Source organism: Chryseobacterium sp. MHB01, assembly GCF_034651565.1.
GTDB lineage: Bacteria > Bacteroidota > Bacteroidia > Flavobacteriales > Weeksellaceae > Chryseobacterium > Chryseobacterium nepalense.
Window position 1 is genome coordinate 372,539 of record NZ_JAYEDA010000003.1, and the last position, 17,878, is coordinate 390,416.

11 protein-coding genes are annotated in these 17,878 nt (G+C 38.2%); 3 read left to right on the forward strand and 8 right to left on the reverse strand.

Annotated features, from left to right (window positions below; all coding sequences use genetic code 11):
- The first annotated feature begins 280 nt into the window (after positions 1-280).
- The 3 genes from U9K52_RS07735 (at position 281) to U9K52_RS07745 (ending at position 2,536) form a co-directional block, all read left to right on the forward strand.
- Positions 281-1,327, forward strand: coding sequence for a GntR family transcriptional regulator (locus tag U9K52_RS07735; protein ID WP_248392788.1), 1,047 nt, complete (start codon positions 281-283; stop codon positions 1,325-1,327).
- 72 nt (positions 1,328-1,399) lie between these two features.
- Complete coding sequence (locus U9K52_RS07740) at positions 1,400-1,843, forward strand: nuclear transport factor 2 family protein (protein ID WP_322925852.1); 444 nt, start codon at positions 1,400-1,402, stop codon at positions 1,841-1,843.
- A 33-nt stretch (positions 1,844-1,876) separates the two neighbouring features.
- Positions 1,877-2,536, forward strand: coding sequence for a hypothetical protein (locus U9K52_RS07745; protein ID WP_322925853.1), 660 nt, complete (start codon positions 1,877-1,879; stop codon positions 2,534-2,536).
- 154 nt (positions 2,537-2,690) lie between these two features.
- Here the strand turns inward: U9K52_RS07745 and U9K52_RS07750 are convergent, their stop codons facing one another.
- The 8 genes from U9K52_RS07750 to U9K52_RS07785 form a co-directional block, all read right to left on the reverse strand.
- A complete protein-coding gene (locus U9K52_RS07750) occupies positions 2,691-3,842 on the reverse strand; it encodes an alpha-hydroxy acid oxidase (protein ID WP_322925854.1) in 1,152 nt (383 codons plus the stop codon).
- Positions 3,843-3,971: 129 nt separating this feature from the next.
- Positions 3,972-5,360, reverse strand: a complete 1,389-nt coding sequence (locus U9K52_RS07755; protein ID WP_322925855.1) for an FGGY-family carbohydrate kinase — start codon at positions 5,358-5,360, stop codon at positions 3,972-3,974.
- A gap of 796 nt (positions 5,361-6,156) precedes the next feature.
- On the reverse strand, positions 6,157-7,437 hold the full coding sequence (locus U9K52_RS07760; RefSeq protein ID WP_322925856.1) for a hypothetical protein: 1,281 nt from the start codon (positions 7,435-7,437) through the stop codon (positions 6,157-6,159).
- Between the two features lie 174 nt (positions 7,438-7,611).
- Positions 7,612-9,714, reverse strand: coding sequence for a bifunctional aldolase/short-chain dehydrogenase (locus U9K52_RS07765; protein ID WP_263603372.1), 2,103 nt, complete (start codon positions 9,712-9,714; stop codon positions 7,612-7,614).
- A 249-nt stretch (positions 9,715-9,963) separates the two neighbouring features.
- The gene (locus tag U9K52_RS07770; RefSeq protein ID WP_322925857.1) at positions 9,964-12,027 is read right to left on the reverse strand and encodes a RagB/SusD family nutrient uptake outer membrane protein; all 2,064 of its coding nucleotides are present in this window, start codon (positions 12,025-12,027) and stop codon (positions 9,964-9,966) included.
- A gap of 17 nt (positions 12,028-12,044) precedes the next feature.
- Positions 12,045-15,089: a SusC/RagA family TonB-linked outer membrane protein gene (locus tag U9K52_RS07775; RefSeq protein ID WP_322925858.1), complete on the reverse strand. Its 3,045-nt coding sequence runs from the start codon at positions 15,087-15,089 to the stop codon at positions 12,045-12,047.
- A gap of 307 nt (positions 15,090-15,396) precedes the next feature.
- On the reverse strand, positions 15,397-16,485 hold the full coding sequence (gene rhaT / locus U9K52_RS07780; protein WP_322925859.1) for an L-rhamnose/proton symporter RhaT: 1,089 nt from the start codon (positions 16,483-16,485) through the stop codon (positions 15,397-15,399).
- A 221-nt stretch (positions 16,486-16,706) separates the two neighbouring features.
- Positions 16,707-17,867, reverse strand: a complete 1,161-nt coding sequence (locus U9K52_RS07785; protein WP_322925860.1) for a glycoside hydrolase family 88 protein — start codon at positions 17,865-17,867, stop codon at positions 16,707-16,709.
- Between the last annotated feature and the right edge of the window lie 11 nt (positions 17,868-17,878).

The window sequence follows — 17,878 nt, forward strand, 5'->3', positions numbered from 1 at the left end:
GCTTTTTTGTTTAAGGTTTAGGGTTCAAAGTTCGGATTAAAGTTTACAATAAAATTGGAGTTATCATCGTTTTACAGTTGAGGATTGGTAATTTAATAAATTTAAACTCATATGAATCCACAACTATAAAACACTGAAAACAAGTTATTTATATTAATTTATTTCATTAAACATGATGATTATCAGTTATTATAAATTTTTGTAACTTGTCTTCTTTAACAAATCATTTTTCTGAAAATTCATTTTGGTTAAAGAAAATAATTCCTATACCACAAAAGCTATGGCAGAAACTTTTGAAATACATATCAACGAAAACTCCAGAGTTCCCAAATACAAACAGATTGTAGATTCTATTTTAAATGGAATTGATGGCGGAGAGATCAGCATCGGCGAAAAAATTCCCTCCATTAATGAGTTAAGTGAATCCTGTTTTCTTTCAAGAGATACAGTGGAAAAAGCATATAAAGAACTGAGAAAACGACAGATAATTGAATCTGTGAAAGGCAAAGGATATTATATTTCCCGAATCAATAAGAATGACACGATTAATATTTTCTTTCTGATCAATAAGCCGAGCACATACAAAATGATGATTTATAATTATTTTGTGAATGCAATCGGTACCAAAGGCAATGTGGAAATGTATATTTACCACTGCGATGAAACGCTTTTTATAAATGCTTTGAAAAAAAATATAGGAGGTTTTGATTATTATGTCATCATGCCCCATTTCCGGGACGAACAGTCTAAACACACGAGCTCTACCAGAGAGGTAATTGAAATGATTGAAAAAATTCCTAAGAATAAATTGCTGATGCTGGACAATACAAAACCCAATATTTCAGGAGAATACGGTTCTATTTTTCAGGATTTCGAGCATGATATTTACAATGCTTTAAAAGAAGGTCTGGATAAGATCAGGAAATACGAGAAAATTATACTCGTGTATCCCGATAAATCCATCCATCCCTATCCTTTCAGGATCGTAAGAGGTTTTGAAAAATTCTGCAGGGATTTTAAGCTTGATTATGAAATTCTCGATGAAATTTATCATGACATGGAACTGCAGGACAAAGATATCTTTATTACCATCCGTGAACGTGATCTTGTAAACCTTGTAAAACAGATCAGGCAGAAAAATCTGAAGCTTGGTGAAGATATCGGCATTATTTCATACAATGAGACACCGCTAAAGGAACTGCTGGGAATTACCGTAATCACGACTGATTTTAAAGCGATGGGCGAATCTGCAGCATATATGATCCTAAAGAACAAAAAAGAATCGGTGAACAATGTTTTCAAATTTATTCAGAGGGATTCTCTTTAAAAGTATTTTAAACTCCGCAATAATTGCGCAATCGATTACACTATTTTATTATTTTAAATACATTATTTCATTATGATTAAAAAATTAATTTTTGCTTTGAGCTTTATCATGGCAATTACCATCACCGCACAGAAAATAAATGATACTGATGCTGTGACAGCCGCCGCCGAAAAGTTGCGAACGGCCATGATAAGCGGGGAAAAATCTGCTCTCGAATCTTTAATTTTACCTGAACTTACATACGGACATTCCGGAGGCCACATTGATGATGCCACAGAATTTGTGGAAAAATTAGTTACGAAGAAATCTGATTTTCTTACAATTGATATAACCAATCAAACCGTGCAGATTGTTGGAAATACAGCGATTGTCCGCCATCATTTTTACGCAACGACCGCCGACGCAGGAAAAGCTCCCGGTGATGTCACTCTGGATATTTTACTGGTTTGGGCTAAAGTTAAAAACGACTGGAAATTATTGGCAAGACAGGCTGTGAAAGCGGAGAAGAAAAAGTAAATTAATTATTTTTGCAACAATTATATTTCGACCATGAAATTAAAATGCATTCTTTTTGTCATTTTGATGATGATTTTAAGTTGTAAATCAAATGATGCTTTTACATTAAAAAAAATGAGTAATCGTGAACGTAACGAGTACATATCTTCAAATTTACGATCTAAAACAGGTACAGAATTAGGCAATTTTTTGTACCATATTAAATTGTCTAAAATTGATTTAAAACCCTATAATCAGATTTTATTTGAAAAATTAGAAACTGCGGCTTTTCCTTATGATATGTATATAGTATCAGAGCTTTTAATTGAAAATGGTAGTGATAAGTCTGCCATTGAAAATACATTAAATTCGAAAATAAAAATATGGGATGTTGGAAATTGGTCAGAAAAATTTTGGGATTTAATTCAAAATAACAATCTGAAAATTGAAAAGCCCCAGTATTACAGTTCTGATTCCACGATTCAGAAATATAACATTCCTGAATTTATGAAGGTTAAATTAGCCAACAATGAGCTTGGAGAAAATCCACTATTAATGGTAGATTGGAAAATAGTAGATTATGAAAAAGGTAAATTAATTGAAGTATTAAATAAATTAAACATCAAACAGATTGATATTACTCCCAAAAGTCAATCTGTCAATCAATATGGAAAAAGAGGGATTGATGGACTTATGAGAGTCAGCACAAATTAAAACTTTTACATTTACATTGTTTAAGTTTCGGCTAAAGCCGATCGAGATACACTAATAAAAAACGGGCTTAAAGCCCGTTTCTATTAATCAATTTCTTCTGTTAATTTTTTGAGAAAGCTTATTAACTTCCATCATCCAGCTTCGCGCTCAAAACCTACCTCACCCTAAAATCCCGCAGCTGTTCAGGCTTTTCACAGCAAAGCTGTTCCATTACCTGTCTGAACTGCATTTTGAGCATTTCAATAATATGATCACCACCCTGATCACCCAAAGCACCTACAGCATACATAAATGTTCTTCCCATAAAGGTAAATTCGGCACCGCAGCTTAAGGCTCGGGCTACATCAGGACCGGTTCTCACGCCGCTGTCCATCATAATTTTAATCTGATCTTTATATTTTTCACTGATTTCTTTTACCACCGCAATGGTAGATTCTCCTGCATCCAGCTGTCTTCCTCCGTGGTTGGAAATAATCATTCCGTCGAAACCCAAACGTACTGCTTCTTCCGCATCTTCATCGGAAGCCACGCCTTTGATGACCAGTTTTCCTTTCCACTGATCGCGGATCGCCTTGATTCTGTCCGAATTTAATCTTCCTGAAAAAGTGGAGTTCATGAACTGTCCCAACTGTTTTACATTCATGTTTTTATCCATATATTTTTCCATTGTTTTAAAACCCGGAACGCCATGTTTCAGCATCTCCAGACACCATTGAGGTTTTGCCAGTGCCTGGGAAACATTCCGGAAATTCAGTTGTGGCGGCATCGCCAATCCGTTTCTGATTTCTTTGGCTCGGTATCCGAAGGTAGGAACATCTGCCAGAATCACCAGGACATCATATCCCGAAGCTTCACAGCGGTTGAGAATATCATCACGCAGCCATTCTTCCCTCGGGTGATAAAGCTGATACCATGCTTTTCCTTCCGTTAATTCCGCAATTCTTTCAATGCTGCTTGTGGTAACCGTGCTTAAAATAAAAGGAATATTATGTTTAAAAGCTGCCTTTGCAAGGATTTCCGGGGCATTCGGCCACATTAATCCCTGCAGACCAACAGGAGAAATCCCGAAAGGTGCAGAATAATTCACCCCGAATAATTCGGTTTCCATATTGGCTTCGGCAAAATTGTTATTCAGATAACGCGGGCGAAGCAACACCTCTCTTAATTCGTTGGTATTTCTGTCACGGTTTATATTTTCATTACAGCCGCCGTCCAGGTATTCAAAAGCAAAACGGGGCATTCTTTTCTTTGCTCTTTCAATTAAAAGCTCAAGCGATGCATATCTTGTGTCAAATGGGAAAGCCATGATTACAGGTTTTATGTTAAAAAGTCAGAAGTCAGAAGTAAAAAGTTAGAAGTAAGAAGTAAAAATTAGAAGTTGATTCTTTCACATTTTACTTTTCACCTCTCACCTTTCACATTTTACTTTACATATTTACAAATTAAAAATTAAGGGCTGAAGCACTTTCATCTGATAATGCTGTTGCAGAAAAGCTTCATCTATTTTTTTGTTGGAAATCACCATGGACGCTCCCAATGCAGAACCCAGCGGCGAATGGCTGGACATTACATTATAATGCTGAAAATGGTGTGACATCAGTTTCATAAATACATCATTATCGGTAAATCCACCATCGATATAAATATGCTGAATTTCAGAATTTCCGATGGCATTTGCAATCGTATGAATTTGTAGATCCATAAGCTCGATCATCAGCTGATGATAGGCTTCTTCAAAAGTTGCGAAAGAATTTAAATCGGTCTCGCTGATCATTTTTCTTTTTAAAATAATGCCTTCAAAACGGAAATAAACTGCTTTATGCTTCATTAAACGAAGGTACAAATCCTGATCAAACTGTACTTCCCTGTGGAAACCATACTCTTTTCCATAATGCGCACATAATTTTTCAACCTGAATTTTATATTCATTTCCCATGAAAAAACGGGATGCTTTCACACGTTTTCCGTCGATTCTCATGTAATTCAGGCAATTGTTTTCGATGTCTTCATCGGTTAAACTCTCATCATTGAAAGGATTGAGAGAAATACTCCAGGTACCTGTTGAAAGCAGCAAGAACGGTTCTTTTTTGCTTAAAATATAAGGCAAGAGTGCCGAAGAACTGTCGTGGATTCCAACCCCGATTTTAATTTTCTTATTTCTGTATGAGGTATTAATGCTTGCTGAAGTCGGCACAATCGGCGGTAACAAAGCATCGATCTCTTCTTCGTACACCCAGTCATGGTAATCTGCTTTATCGTAATCCCATAAATTGGTGTGACAGCCGATTGATGTAAATTCGGAGACACAGATTCCGGTAAACAGGTAGGATAAATATTGGGGTAAATGAAGACTGTACCGTATTTTTTTGAAAACTTCGGGATGTTTGTATTTTAACCAAAATAACTGCAACCCGGAATTCAGCATTCCTGCCTGCGGAGAGGCTGTTTCACGGGCAATTTTAAGTTTACTGCCGTGTATTTTATAGAATAAATCCAAGATTTCTTCATCCATCGGTTTGGTGTAATTGTACAATGGCGTGAGAACATTTCCTTTCTGGTCCAGATGTACAAAACTTGCCCCGTATGTAGAGAAATTGATGGCTTTTACTTCAAAATTTTCATCATCAAGAATAGCATTGAAATTATCTTTGATCCAGTTTTGGAGTGCAGCCAGATCTTCCGTTGGATAGCCATCTTCATCAGTTGTGAGCGGTAATTCGGTATATTCCCGGACAACTTCTTTGTAATTTTTATCAAACAGAAAGAATTTTTTATTGGTTTTTCCAATATCAAATACAATGGTTACTTTCTTTTTTTTAGACATTTTCTTGGATGATTATTTTGGTCATTGCGAATGACTTTTAAACGCAAAGTCCGCAAAGAGTTTTTTTAATACTATATGTTTTTAAGTTCGCAAAGGCGTCTTACTTAGCAAAGAGCACAAAAGAATGTACTGTATATTCTGTAAATTCATAATGTTATCTTTAATTATAAAACCTTTTTAAGCAAAGATTATTTTGTCATTGCGAGGAGCGATGAAGCAATCTTTTTAATTAAATACTTTCTTTTATTTAAACGCAAAGCCCGCAAAGATTTTTTTTTAAATACTATACGTTTTTTAAGTTCGCAAAGGCGTTCTACTTAGCAAAGATCACGAAAGAATGTACTATATATTCTGTAAATTCAATTGTGTTATTTTTTATTTATAACTTTTTTAAGCAAAGGTCATTTTGTCATTGCGAGGAGCGATGAAGCAATCTTTTTAATTAAGCACTTTCTTTTATTTAAACGCAAAGCCCGCAAAGAGTTTTTTTAATACTATATGTTTTTAAGTTCACAAAGGCTTTCTACTTAGCAAAGAGCACAAAGAATTTAGCATATATACTTCTACAAAATTCAATAATGTATTTTGTTAAATATTCAATTACAGTAATAATTAACACCATTAAGGAGTGTTCAGATATTAAGATCATTAAGAAAAAATCCACTAATTCTTCAAGCATATTGCTTAAACCCCAATAATCTAAACACTTTCAACCTTAATGATAAAAATATAAGGATACATATAATTAAAAACTTTCGATTGCACTTGAAAGTTCAAATTATCAAATTAAAACAGGTTATAATCCTGTAGCTTTTACATTCAGGCCTCTTTCGGAAATTAAATTTTCTCTCACTTTAAGATTTCTGTAAGCCGAAATAGGATCAATCGCTGCGCCTGTCTGTAATCTTGCAGCTTTTAATAACGGACGAACATCTGTTCTGTAGGCATTTTGTAAAATTTCCTGTGCACGAACCACATCGTTATTCAGCTGCGCATCTTTCAATGCTTTCTGATCTACTAAAAGTGCCTGAGCATACGCGATCAAAATCGCTTCCAGTGACTGAATAAGGTCTTCCAACGGATCTTTAATATTGTGGCTTGCATCAATCATCCAAGCCGGATACGGATTCTGCGGATTGTTTTCCATCCCGTATACCAATTCATTGAAAATCAGGAATAATGCATAAGGTTTGATAGACCCTACTGTTAAATCATCATCACCATATTTACTGTCGTTGAAATGGAATCCACCTAATTTTCCTTTATACATTAACGTGGCAACGACTTGCTCAATGTTCGAATTGGGTAAGTGATGACCAAGATCAACCAAAGTATAGGCTCTTTCTCCACAAGCATTGGCTAACATGAAAGACGTTCCCCAATCCTGAATGGTTGTTGAATAGAAATTCGGTTCATAAGGTTTATATTCGATGAACAGTTTCCAGTCTTCCGGCATTCCTGCATAAATTTCTTTTAAACTTTGCTCTGTTTTCGACAAAGCGGTCTGGAAATTTAACTGTCCCGGGAAGCTTGCGCCGTCTGCCAACCAAACCGTTAAGCTTTTTGAACCTAATTCTTCACCAATGCGGATTACTTCTTTATTGTGTTCAACGGCATAGGCTCTTACCTCTTCATTCGCTGCGTTCAAAGATCCGAATTTGTAGGATTGTTTTGCTCCCGGCTGATCCTGAAACGTATTGGAATTCATTGCATCGAAAACTAATCCGTGAGCTATTGCTTTTTCTTTAATCGCTTTTATATCACCAGGAATATCCCAGGGAATGTGAAGCGAAACTGCTCCTGCGGAGTGTGTTAAAGCATGAATCAATCCAACATCATCTAATTTCTGCTCTAATGTTGCCGGCTCTCCACCGTAAGAAAATCTTCCAAAACGTGTTCCGCCTGCTCCCAAAGCCCAACTTGGAATGGCTACCTGAAAATCGGCAATTTTTTTGGCAATTTCAGAAACATTCGCTCCTGATTTCGTGAGTTTATCTGATAAATAGGCGAAGTCTGAATTGAAATTTTCAACTTCATTTTTATTGCCTTGTTCTATACTTTCTTTGTTTATAATCATATTCTGATTTATTTTTTACAGAATTATATTTATTATGCACAGGACTTGCATCCTGTGCTATTGTAGGTCGCCACTTCGTGGCTCTGGTTGAGGAAATTTATTTTCAAATTCATTTAACATAATAATATCAAACTTACGATTTAAAATAAATTCTTTCAGGATTGATACAAAAAATTATCTTGGGAAAGCATTAGCCATTCCGCCATCTACATTGATGATGTTTCCTGTGCTTTTATCTAAAATGGCAACACAGGCGAAAACTCCGTTGGCAATGTCTTCCGGAAGAATGATTTCATTTAAAAGATTTCTTTTGGCGTAAAATGCCGGAAGTTCTTCCACCGTGATTCCATTGGCTTTTGCACGGCCTTCTGCCCATTCTCCTTCCCAGATTTTGCTTCCTACAATTACACCATCCGGATTTACAACATTTACTCTGATCTTATCTGCAGCCAGTTCTGCAGCCAACAGTCTGGTCATATGTTGCTGAGCCGCTTTTGCAGTTCCGTACGCTACATTATTCGGTCCCGCAACGAGTCCGTTTTTGCTTGCAATGTTGACGATATCTCCACCCAGATTTTGTTTTTTCATGATCTCGGTTCCGATTTTTGACAATAAAAACTGCCCTTTCACCAAAACATTTTCAAGAAGATCCCAATCATTTAAAGTAGTTTCTTCCAGCGACTTTGAAATGGCCAGTCCGGCAGAATGAATGATGATATCTACTCCACCGAATGCCAAAACGGTTTCTTTGAATGCATCGGCAATCGCTTCATCACTCGTTACATCACACTGAACGGCAATTGCCTGGTCTTTGCTGTATTTTGAAATAGCCGATTGTACGGCTTCTGTATTCAAATCCGTATACACAACAACTGCACCTTCAGCAATCATTTTATCAGCAATAGCCTGCCCTATTCCGCCTCCTGCTCCGGTAACGATGGCAACTTTTCTTGACAAAGGCTTCTCCTTCGGCATTCTCTGAAGTTTAGCCTCTTCCAGCAGCCAGTATTCGATATCGAAAGCTTCCTGTCTTGGTAATGAGGTGTATTCAGAAATAGCTTCTGCACCGCGCATTACATTGATAGCGTTGACATAAAATTCACTGGCCACACGCGTAGTCTGCTTATCTTTTGAAAAGCTGAACATTCCCACTCCCGGATAAATGATGATCACCGGATTCGGATCTCGCATTGCAGGGCTGTTCGGATGTTTACAGGTTTCGTAATATTCTTTATATTCCTGTCGGTATTGTTCGAAAAGCGGAGTTAATTTTTCCAAAACAGCTTTAGAATCAGTAAGATCTTCGTTTTTACCTAAAGTGAGCACCAACGGCTGAATTTTCGTTCTCAGAAAGTGATCCGGACATGAAGTTCCCAGCGGAGCCAGTCTTTCAAGATCATTGCTATTGATGAATTCCAGAACAGTATCACTGTCAGTAAAATGGCCAACCATCCTGTTTTCTGAAGAAGCCAGACCTCTCAACAACGGCATAATCTGCGCCGCTTTATTCTTACGTTCGTCCGCAGGCAGAGATTCTATTTTTTGTCCGCCAAAAACCTGTCCTTTTTCTTCAATTTTTTTAGCAATATATTCTGAAGCCGTTTCGATAACTTCCAGGCTGTTAATATAACACTCGTAGGAAGTATCTCCCCAGGTAAATAATCCATGACTACCTAAAACAATCCCCCTGATTCCCGGATTATCGTTTAAACATTTTTCCAGCTGCAAACCCAGGTCGAAGCCCGGCCTTTGCCATGGCACCCATCCCATTGTATCACCCCAGATTTCTTTGGTGATAGCTTCACTGTCTTTTGCTGCAGCGACTGCAATTAATGCATCAGGATGAAGGTGGTCTATATGTCTGAATGGAAGAAGTCCATGAAGAGGTGTATCGATGGATGGCGCTTTACTGTCCAGATCGTAGATGCAGTGATCAAATAATCCTACCATTCTGTCTTCATCTTCCAGACCTTCGTAAACATTTTTAAGGTTTCTCAACCTTTCAGTATATAAACCCGCAATTCCTTTTCTTGTTAAAGTCCCGATATCGCCTCCGGAACCTTTCACCCACATTACTTCAACTTCTTCATTGGTTAAAGGATCTTTTTCTATGGTTTTACAGCTTGTATTTCCTCCTCCGTAGTTGGTGATTCTTAAGTCTGCTCCCAGAATATTTGAACGGTATAAAAATAAGGCTACCTGGTCATCTCCAAAAGATGCTGCTTTTTCATCATCCCACAAATAGTTTACGTATCTAAATGTTTTTAGTTTTTCCATTGTCTTTACTTATATTTCTAAATTCTCACCCAAAATTAGATTGTTCTGTTTTGTACAGCATCCCGTACTATACTGCTAAATGCTTTATGTAAAAATAAATTAACACGTTACTTTTAATTCAGCTTAGTATGGTTTATTTCAATCTGATCCGGATGAATCATAATTAATATTTTGTGATCTATATTTTAAAAAATAAACATCAAGAAATCTAGAACTTCTCAATGTTTATGCTGAATGAGTTTAGTTTAATTAATATCCGGGCAACTGAGTCAAATTAGGATTATCAACCAAAGGATGTCCTGCAGAAGCTGCTGCGAAAGGCAATAGTTCTGTTTTATTAGGTACAAATCCATAGAAAAGTCCGTCTCCGCCTCCTTCAATCCAGTTCGGATAAGTGCCTCCGTTTTCAGCGGAACCTGTAGGTTTGGTATAGATAATATTCCCGATCTGCAATGCATTAAATCCTTCAACAAATCCTACCGCTTTTCTTGCATTTCCGTTAAATGTACTTGTGTAAGCCTGGAACATATTTACAGGATACCATTTGTCTTCAGCCGTTGAAGTTTGTCCGTTTGCCAGTGCAATACTCTTTAGAGTTGTCTGATAAGCGGCATACCCTGAAGAATTGGTAGGAACCGCCTGAACTGCTGCAATTTCTGCCGGATTTGTTAAATCTATATAGGTAACTGCCAGGAACGGATCTCCGTAAACCTGTGCATTTTTATGAAATTTATACAATCTGTACACCGGGGTCGATGCAAACTGTCCTGTACGGTCCGAAAGATTTTTCATTGCCTGTTTTGTCGCATTAATTTCGCTGGCGATGCGGTTCATTCTTATTAAGTCTGTACGAAGCATAAATTCATCGGAAAACTCCCACTTGCGCTCCTGAACAATAGCATCCTGAAACGCCTGCTGACCGCTTGGTATTGGCAATGAGCCTATTCCGGCACGGTTTCTCACCTGTTGCAAAGCAGCAGTTCCTGCGGCTGTAGGACCTCCGTTCAGATAGTTTTGAGTTTCTGCATACATCAGCAATACATCAGCATATCTTATGATCGGAATATTGAGGTTACGTGCATCTGCCGCCTGTGGCTCCACACACCAGCTTATTCTGAATTTACCCGGCATAATACAGGAATAAGTAGTTCCCACATCCACCCAGGTGTCTGATGCAGCACCTGTTTTCAGAAAATAAATACTGTAAGAAGTACATGCGACATCCCTGCGTTTATCTGCCTGATTAAAAGACAAATAATAGGTTGGCAATATGAACTGTAAAGCTTTTCTGGATCCATATGTACCCCCTCTGGAACCCGGATGTGCATAAACACCAAATGCAGAGTTGGTATTCGGACCATATTCGGCGATATGCCAAAGCATCTCCTGATTTACGGCTGCAAAGTTTCTTCTGTCAAAATTGAACCATAAGGCTTCGAAACCACTTTTTCCTCCCTGAGCCTGCACCAGGCTGTTGGTACCTGCATTAATTACAGAAGCTGCTGCTGCATCTGCAATCTGGTAAAGCTGCTGAACTCTGCTGTTATCAGGGCGACGGGACATCGTACCGGCAGATCCTGTATTCAGATCCCAACGAAGAGAATATCCCGCGGCATACAATGCAATTCTTGCTAAAAGTGCATTAGCAGACTGTTTGTTCAGTCTTTCCGGAGTTCCATTTGAACCCGGCAAATTGTTTACCGATTCCTGAATATCAGCAATGATGCGATCGTAAATTCCGTCTCTTGGAGAACGTTTCGGATAAAATGTATTCTGATCATTAGGATCTGCATCTTCAAGGGGGATCCAAATAGCAGGCACATCTCCGTAAACGCGTATTAAGTTATGATAACAAAATGCACGAATTGCTTTCGCTTCTGCCAATAAGGCATCACGCTTTGTGCTTGCAGGCATGGTCGGTAATCTGCTGATGGCAATATTAGCCCTTTCAATAATAGCATACATGGCAGCATAAATTCCTGTAACGGTATTTGGAGTATAGGCATCGTACTGATAGTTGCAGATATTGTACTTGGAATTGTTGGTTGAGCCGTCTTCCGCAGAGTGGGTTACGGTATCTCCGGCACCGAGCTGATAAAACATTTCAGTAGGAACAAGCCCTCTGTAAAGTCCCTGGACAAAAGCATCTGCGGTTTCTATATTGTCAAATACCGATTCTGTATTGGATGAATTATAGGCGGGCTGATCCAAAAAATCATCACTGCAGGAATTGATACTGACGCTGCCGGCTAAAATTGCCGGAATGATAATCAGCGTTTTTAAAAGATTTTTTTTATGATATCTGTTTTTCATGATGTAATCGTTTGCATTTAGAAAGTTAAATTAATACCAAGAACGTAACTTCTTGAACGTGGGTATGAAGAGCTGTCGTATCCCGGCGTAACCGTAACGCCGCTGGCCGCAGAAACTTCCGGATCATAGCCTGAATATCCCGTAATTGTTGCTAAGTTATTAACGGTAAAGTAGATACGCGCATTGGTAAGTTTCACATGGCTTAAAAATTCTCTCGGGAATGAGTACCCCAGCGTTACCATAGCAATTCTTAAATAAGAACCATCTTCCACATAATACGATGACGGATAAGTAATATATCCTGAGTTGGTAGTATTTAAGCTCCAAAGACGGGATTCTTCATCAGGATTAAGTTCTTTTAATCGTGCAAGATTTGTAGTGGCCTGACCGGTATTAGGATCAATAATACGATAATAATTATCTCCGAATTCCGAAGGCGTATTCTGGAACAGAGCATATGGGCTCAAACTATGTTTGGTTGCATTGTAAATATCACCCCCTACACTAAATTTTAAGAATACTGCAAGATCAAAACCTTTATACGAAAAATTATTGCTGATCCCCCCGATAAAATCCGGAGTTCCATTTCCTATTTTTACCAGTTTTCTTGTAAACTGATCTCCGGCCTCATTATCTGCTGCAAATTTGATATCTCCGGGTTTAGGAGTTCCGGAAGCCGGTTTTACAACTCCTGGTTTTAATGTTAATGATCCGTTGGATTCCTGGATAAAATCGTCGGTCGTATAAATTCCCTGATAAACATATCCATACATATCTCCCAGTTCTTCCCCAACTGTAGCGTAATATGTAACCATACCCGCCCTGTTGCTGCCGACACTGAAGTTTCTGAATTGTCTTCCTTCATCCAGTGATAATACTTTTGATTTATTGAACCCAACATTAGCATCTGTAGACCATCTGAAATCACCGGACTTTACATTGATTGAGTTTAAAGTGAATTCCATACCGGTATTTTTCATGGAACCGATATTTTTAAACTGTCTCGCATATCCCGTAGATGCAGGCAATACAGTCTCCAGCAACATGCCGGTTACATTGTTGTTGTACCATTCTGATGTTAATTTAATCCTGTTATTAAATAAGGCTAAATCTACTCCGATATTGGTGGATCTCATTTCCTCCCACTGAACCATACGGTTACCCAGAACACTGCTTGTTACCAGAGCAAGATTTCCTACCGTATTATTCAGAGGATAATCTGTTCCCACAACATTGGTTCTGAAAACATTATCCGGAATACTGTTATTACCAACGATCCCGTATTCAAACCTGAATTTAAGATCATTAACATAATTTTCGATTTTGGAGTTTTTCCAGAAACCTTCTTCTGAAACTCTCCATGCAGCAGCTACAGAAGGAAATACACCCCATTTATTATCCGGTCCGAATTTTGAAGATCCGTCACGGCGCACCGTACCGGTAAGAAGGTAACGATTATCATAATTATAATTTACTCTTGCAAAATAGGAAAGCAGGCTGAATGATGATCTGTCCGTACTTTTATCCGCAACGGTCGCATTGGATATATCATCCAGTCCATAATTTAAAATAGATGGAAATCTTACCAGTCTCATGCTGTTGCTCTCACTTTCCTGATAGATGATTTCATTACCGATAAGCCCGGTTATTTTATGTTTTTCGCCTAACGTTTTATTATATGTCAATGTATTGGTGATCTGATATCGGTACGCCTCAGAATTCCCGATACTTCCGTTAATACCGGTATTGACAGGATCTGTAAGGTACGCACGGGAATTTTTATCTGAAAAAGCAGTGGCTTTTGTATTGGTCCAGTTATAAGATCCTGCCGTTCTGAATGTAAAATCTTTCAGGAAATCAAATTCCAGACCCACATTGGCAAGGAAGGTTCTTACCCTTCTGTTCTGCGTAGATGCTGCCGTTTCGATATACGGATTTTCCGTGTCGAAACCTGAATCCAATGCTGAAAAATCAGGAAAAGTCTGCGTATTGAATAACTGATCCTGGCTAAATAATGTTCCTCCTGTGATAGGCTGGAGCAATATTTTTTTCATTCCCGAATAGGCTCCGCCACCATTAGTGGAATTTGAATTAAACATGGAACTGAAATCCAACCTTATTCCTTTGTACAGTTCTGAATTGATATTAGCACGTAAAGAGTTTCTGGTTTCACTGAAATTCTGCAGCAAACCATCCTGCTTATTATAATTATAACTGATGAACGTCTGCGTCTTATCACTACCTGCCGAAACACTCACGTTATGGTTTTGGGTAACTCCCGTCCCCCCAAGCATTCTTTCCTGCCAGTCCAGTGCAGGTGCAGATGCGTAGCGGTTGTTGATCCTGGCAAATGCACCAGTGTAAAATCCGGGAGAGTCTGTTCCTAAACTGTTATCAAAAACATTGCTCCACTGAGTGGTTTTTCCCTGGAGCTGTGCCATTTCATACTGATATTTCACAAACTGTTCAGAATTTGAAACCATGTCCAGCTTCTTTGACAGCATATCGAAAGACATGAATGAATTGTAGTTGATGGTAATTCTTCCTTTTTTTCCGGTTTTAGTTTTAATAACAATAATACCGTTTGAACCTCTTGCACCGTAAATTGCAATGGCGGAAGCACCTTTCAGTACATCAATACTTTCAATATCGTTGGGATTAATAATATTAAGCGCGTTGTCCAGCTGGAAACCGTCTACAATATAAAGAGGCTCCGTTCCCTGGGTAATGGAAGCACCACCACGAACGGTAACATTTGCTCCTGCTCCGGGTGCACCACCTGCCGTAACAATATTTAATCCTGCTGCCCTGCCCTGTAATGCCTGTAAAGCATTCATTGCCGGTGTTGCCGCCAGATCTTTTGCAGAAACTGAAGATACCGATCCTGTAAGATCTGATTTTTTAACTTTACCATAACCAATAACGACCACCTCCTCAATATCTTTAGTCTTTTCTTTCACAGTGTCATTTACTGCCTTTTGCCCGAACATAAAGCCAGATGCAAGCAAAAATAGCGGTGCAATAAGTGGCTTAAAATTCTTCTGTTTGATTTTAATAGACATATATTAATTTTTACATCACCAAAATACATCCTTAGAAATATTCAGCCATCCTGCAATATCCTGTATTAAAATATTCATTATTTAAGTTAATTAAATATCAATTTTATAATTAAAATCAATTAAATATAAAAATTTAGTCACAATTAAATGAATTAAAATAAAAATTCGCAATAAATAAATTTCAAGATAAATCAAACACCTTCTCCCGAAATTATACGCATAGCATAAAAAAAGGTGTTGAAAAATCAACACCTAAGAGAAATTAAACTATATAAACTGTATGAAATAATACCGTGGTAAAGCTTTATTAGCGCAAGGAATTTCCGTATCCTACGATAAGAATAGAGATAAACATAACAATCATCCCAACCACAATAGTAGAAATTGTTTTTTTGGAAACCCCTTTCCATTCTTTAATGACCACTCCCCAGAGATTGGCGATCAAGATGATAAACGCCATGTGTAAAATCCATGAGCTCGGACCGTTCCCCATTTTACTTTCACCCATTCCGTAAAAGAAAAACTGTAAGAACCACATGGTCCCTGCCAATGCGCAGAAAAGAATATTTTTTGCAACAGGCACATTTTTTTTAGTGTAATCTGAATAAGATTTATTTTTAAATGAAAGATAAAGGCAGCCCAAAAGATTAGAAGCCATACCGCCCCAAAGGACAACAATATAGGTTACATTATTCTGGAACAGAAATTCTCCCTGACCGGGATTTGCAGCTTTCCATGCTTCGTTGGCTACCATCGCCATAGGTTTTCCGGCTTCAAGTCCGAAATTGAAACAGGCGCTCAAAACTCCGGAAATGATAGCCACCGTAAGTCCAAGTCCGAATTTATACTCGGTTTTTACCGATGTACCGTGAGGATCTTTAGATTCTTTCTGAAGCTCTTTATCTTTCATAACACCGGCCTTTCCGCTGATGATAATTCCGATAACGCATACAAAAAGTCCCAGAAGGACCATTCTTCCCCATGTGCTTGAAATCATCAGTCCGATATTGTCCTTTCCTTCGTGAGGCGAAAATTCGTAAAAAATAGAAGGAACAAGCGAGCCGATCACCATGGTAAGCCCCAGCATGATACTGCTTCCCAGGGCAACCCCTAAGTACCTGACTCCTAAACCGTACATGAAGCCACCGATTCCCCACAACGCCCCGAACAAAAAGGTTAATCCTAAAATTGATGAACTTTCATTCTGAATAATTTCCCAAAAATCCGGAATAGTAAGATAGGCAGCCAGCGGCGGAACAATAATCCATGAAAAGACACCTCCTATTAACCAAAATGTTTCCCATTGCCAGCCTTTAACTTTTTTATAGGGCAAATAAAAACTTCCCGAAGAAAAACCTCCTAAAAAATGAAAAATAACTCCTAATAATGCGTTCATAATTTTATCGTTCGATTGAGTCTGAAAATTAACAAGATGTAATCGATCGCGCATCTTGTAGTGTCATGTAAATAAATGTGATTCTGGATTGAAAAGGCAAATTTAAAATTTCTAAACTATAAATAAATATAATTATAGTATACATTTAAACGTAAAACCCATGTTGTAAGCATCTGTTAAAGGTTTCAATCAAATAAAAATTCGAAAACAAAAGCCTTTTATTATTTTAATTGATACACTTCACTTGCAGCCAGCAATAGACAACCAAGGCCATAATCTTCAAAATCAGGCTCTTTGCTCACGGAAAGTGGCTGACCATCTTTCGGCTCTTTTCCGGTACCCTGAACCCAACCCAAAAATCCGCTGGGCTGCACAGAATCTTTCACAATGGCATTCCATGCTTTGATTACAACCGGCAGATATGTCTTTTTATCAATCAGACCTTTGTTGATTCCATAGGCCATTCCATATACGAACAATGCAGTTCCCGTCATTTCCTTACCACCGAAATTTGTGGGATCGTGAAGGCTTACATTCCAGAAACCATCTTCTCTCTGGATGGAAACCAAAGCCGATAACAAATCTTTATAATCCTGCAGATATTCCTGATAATGCGCATCCGACTTGGGTGTATCTTCCAAAGTTCTCGCAAGTGCGGCTACTACCCAGCCGTTTCCGCGGCTCCAGTAGCAGTCTTCGCCGTTCGGTTCTTTATATGGCGGAACAAAGCTTTTATCTCTCCACCAGAGTTTATCCTTAGAATTATAGAGGCCATTTCCGCCGTGTTTGTATTTCGTAAAAGCATACATTTCATAGTTCTTATCAAAATACTTTTTGTCGCCGGTGATTCTTCCCAATTTTGTAAAAATCGGCATTCCCATTTGTAAAGCGTCAATCCACCACCAATCATCCGACTTCCCGGAAGTAATCATACTGTCCATCGACATCTTCACATATTTAATTCTTTCCGGATGCTTTTTTCCATCGATCTCGTAAAGATCAAGATAGGTCTGTCCGCACGCCTGGTTATCGGCATTTCTTGTAAATGTTCCGCGCATCATATCCCAATTGTGTTTTTGCGACCAATCCAAAGCGTAATTATAGTATTCTTTTTTAGGATCAACTTTATACAATGCCATCAATCCTTCATAATAAACCGCTCTAGTCCATAGATTGCTCGGCCAGACTTTTTTCCCGACAATTTCTTTTCCCGGATCCGGCCATTTGTTCATAAAGTATTGATTGGCTCGTTCTGCAACTTCCAGAACTTCTTTTTTATTCGGAAGATCTGCATTTGTCGCTGTATTTTTCTTTTGAACCGAACAGGAAGTCATTCCTGCGATGATCAGTGCAAAAATGCCTGTTGTTAATAGTCTTTTCATTTTATATTTAA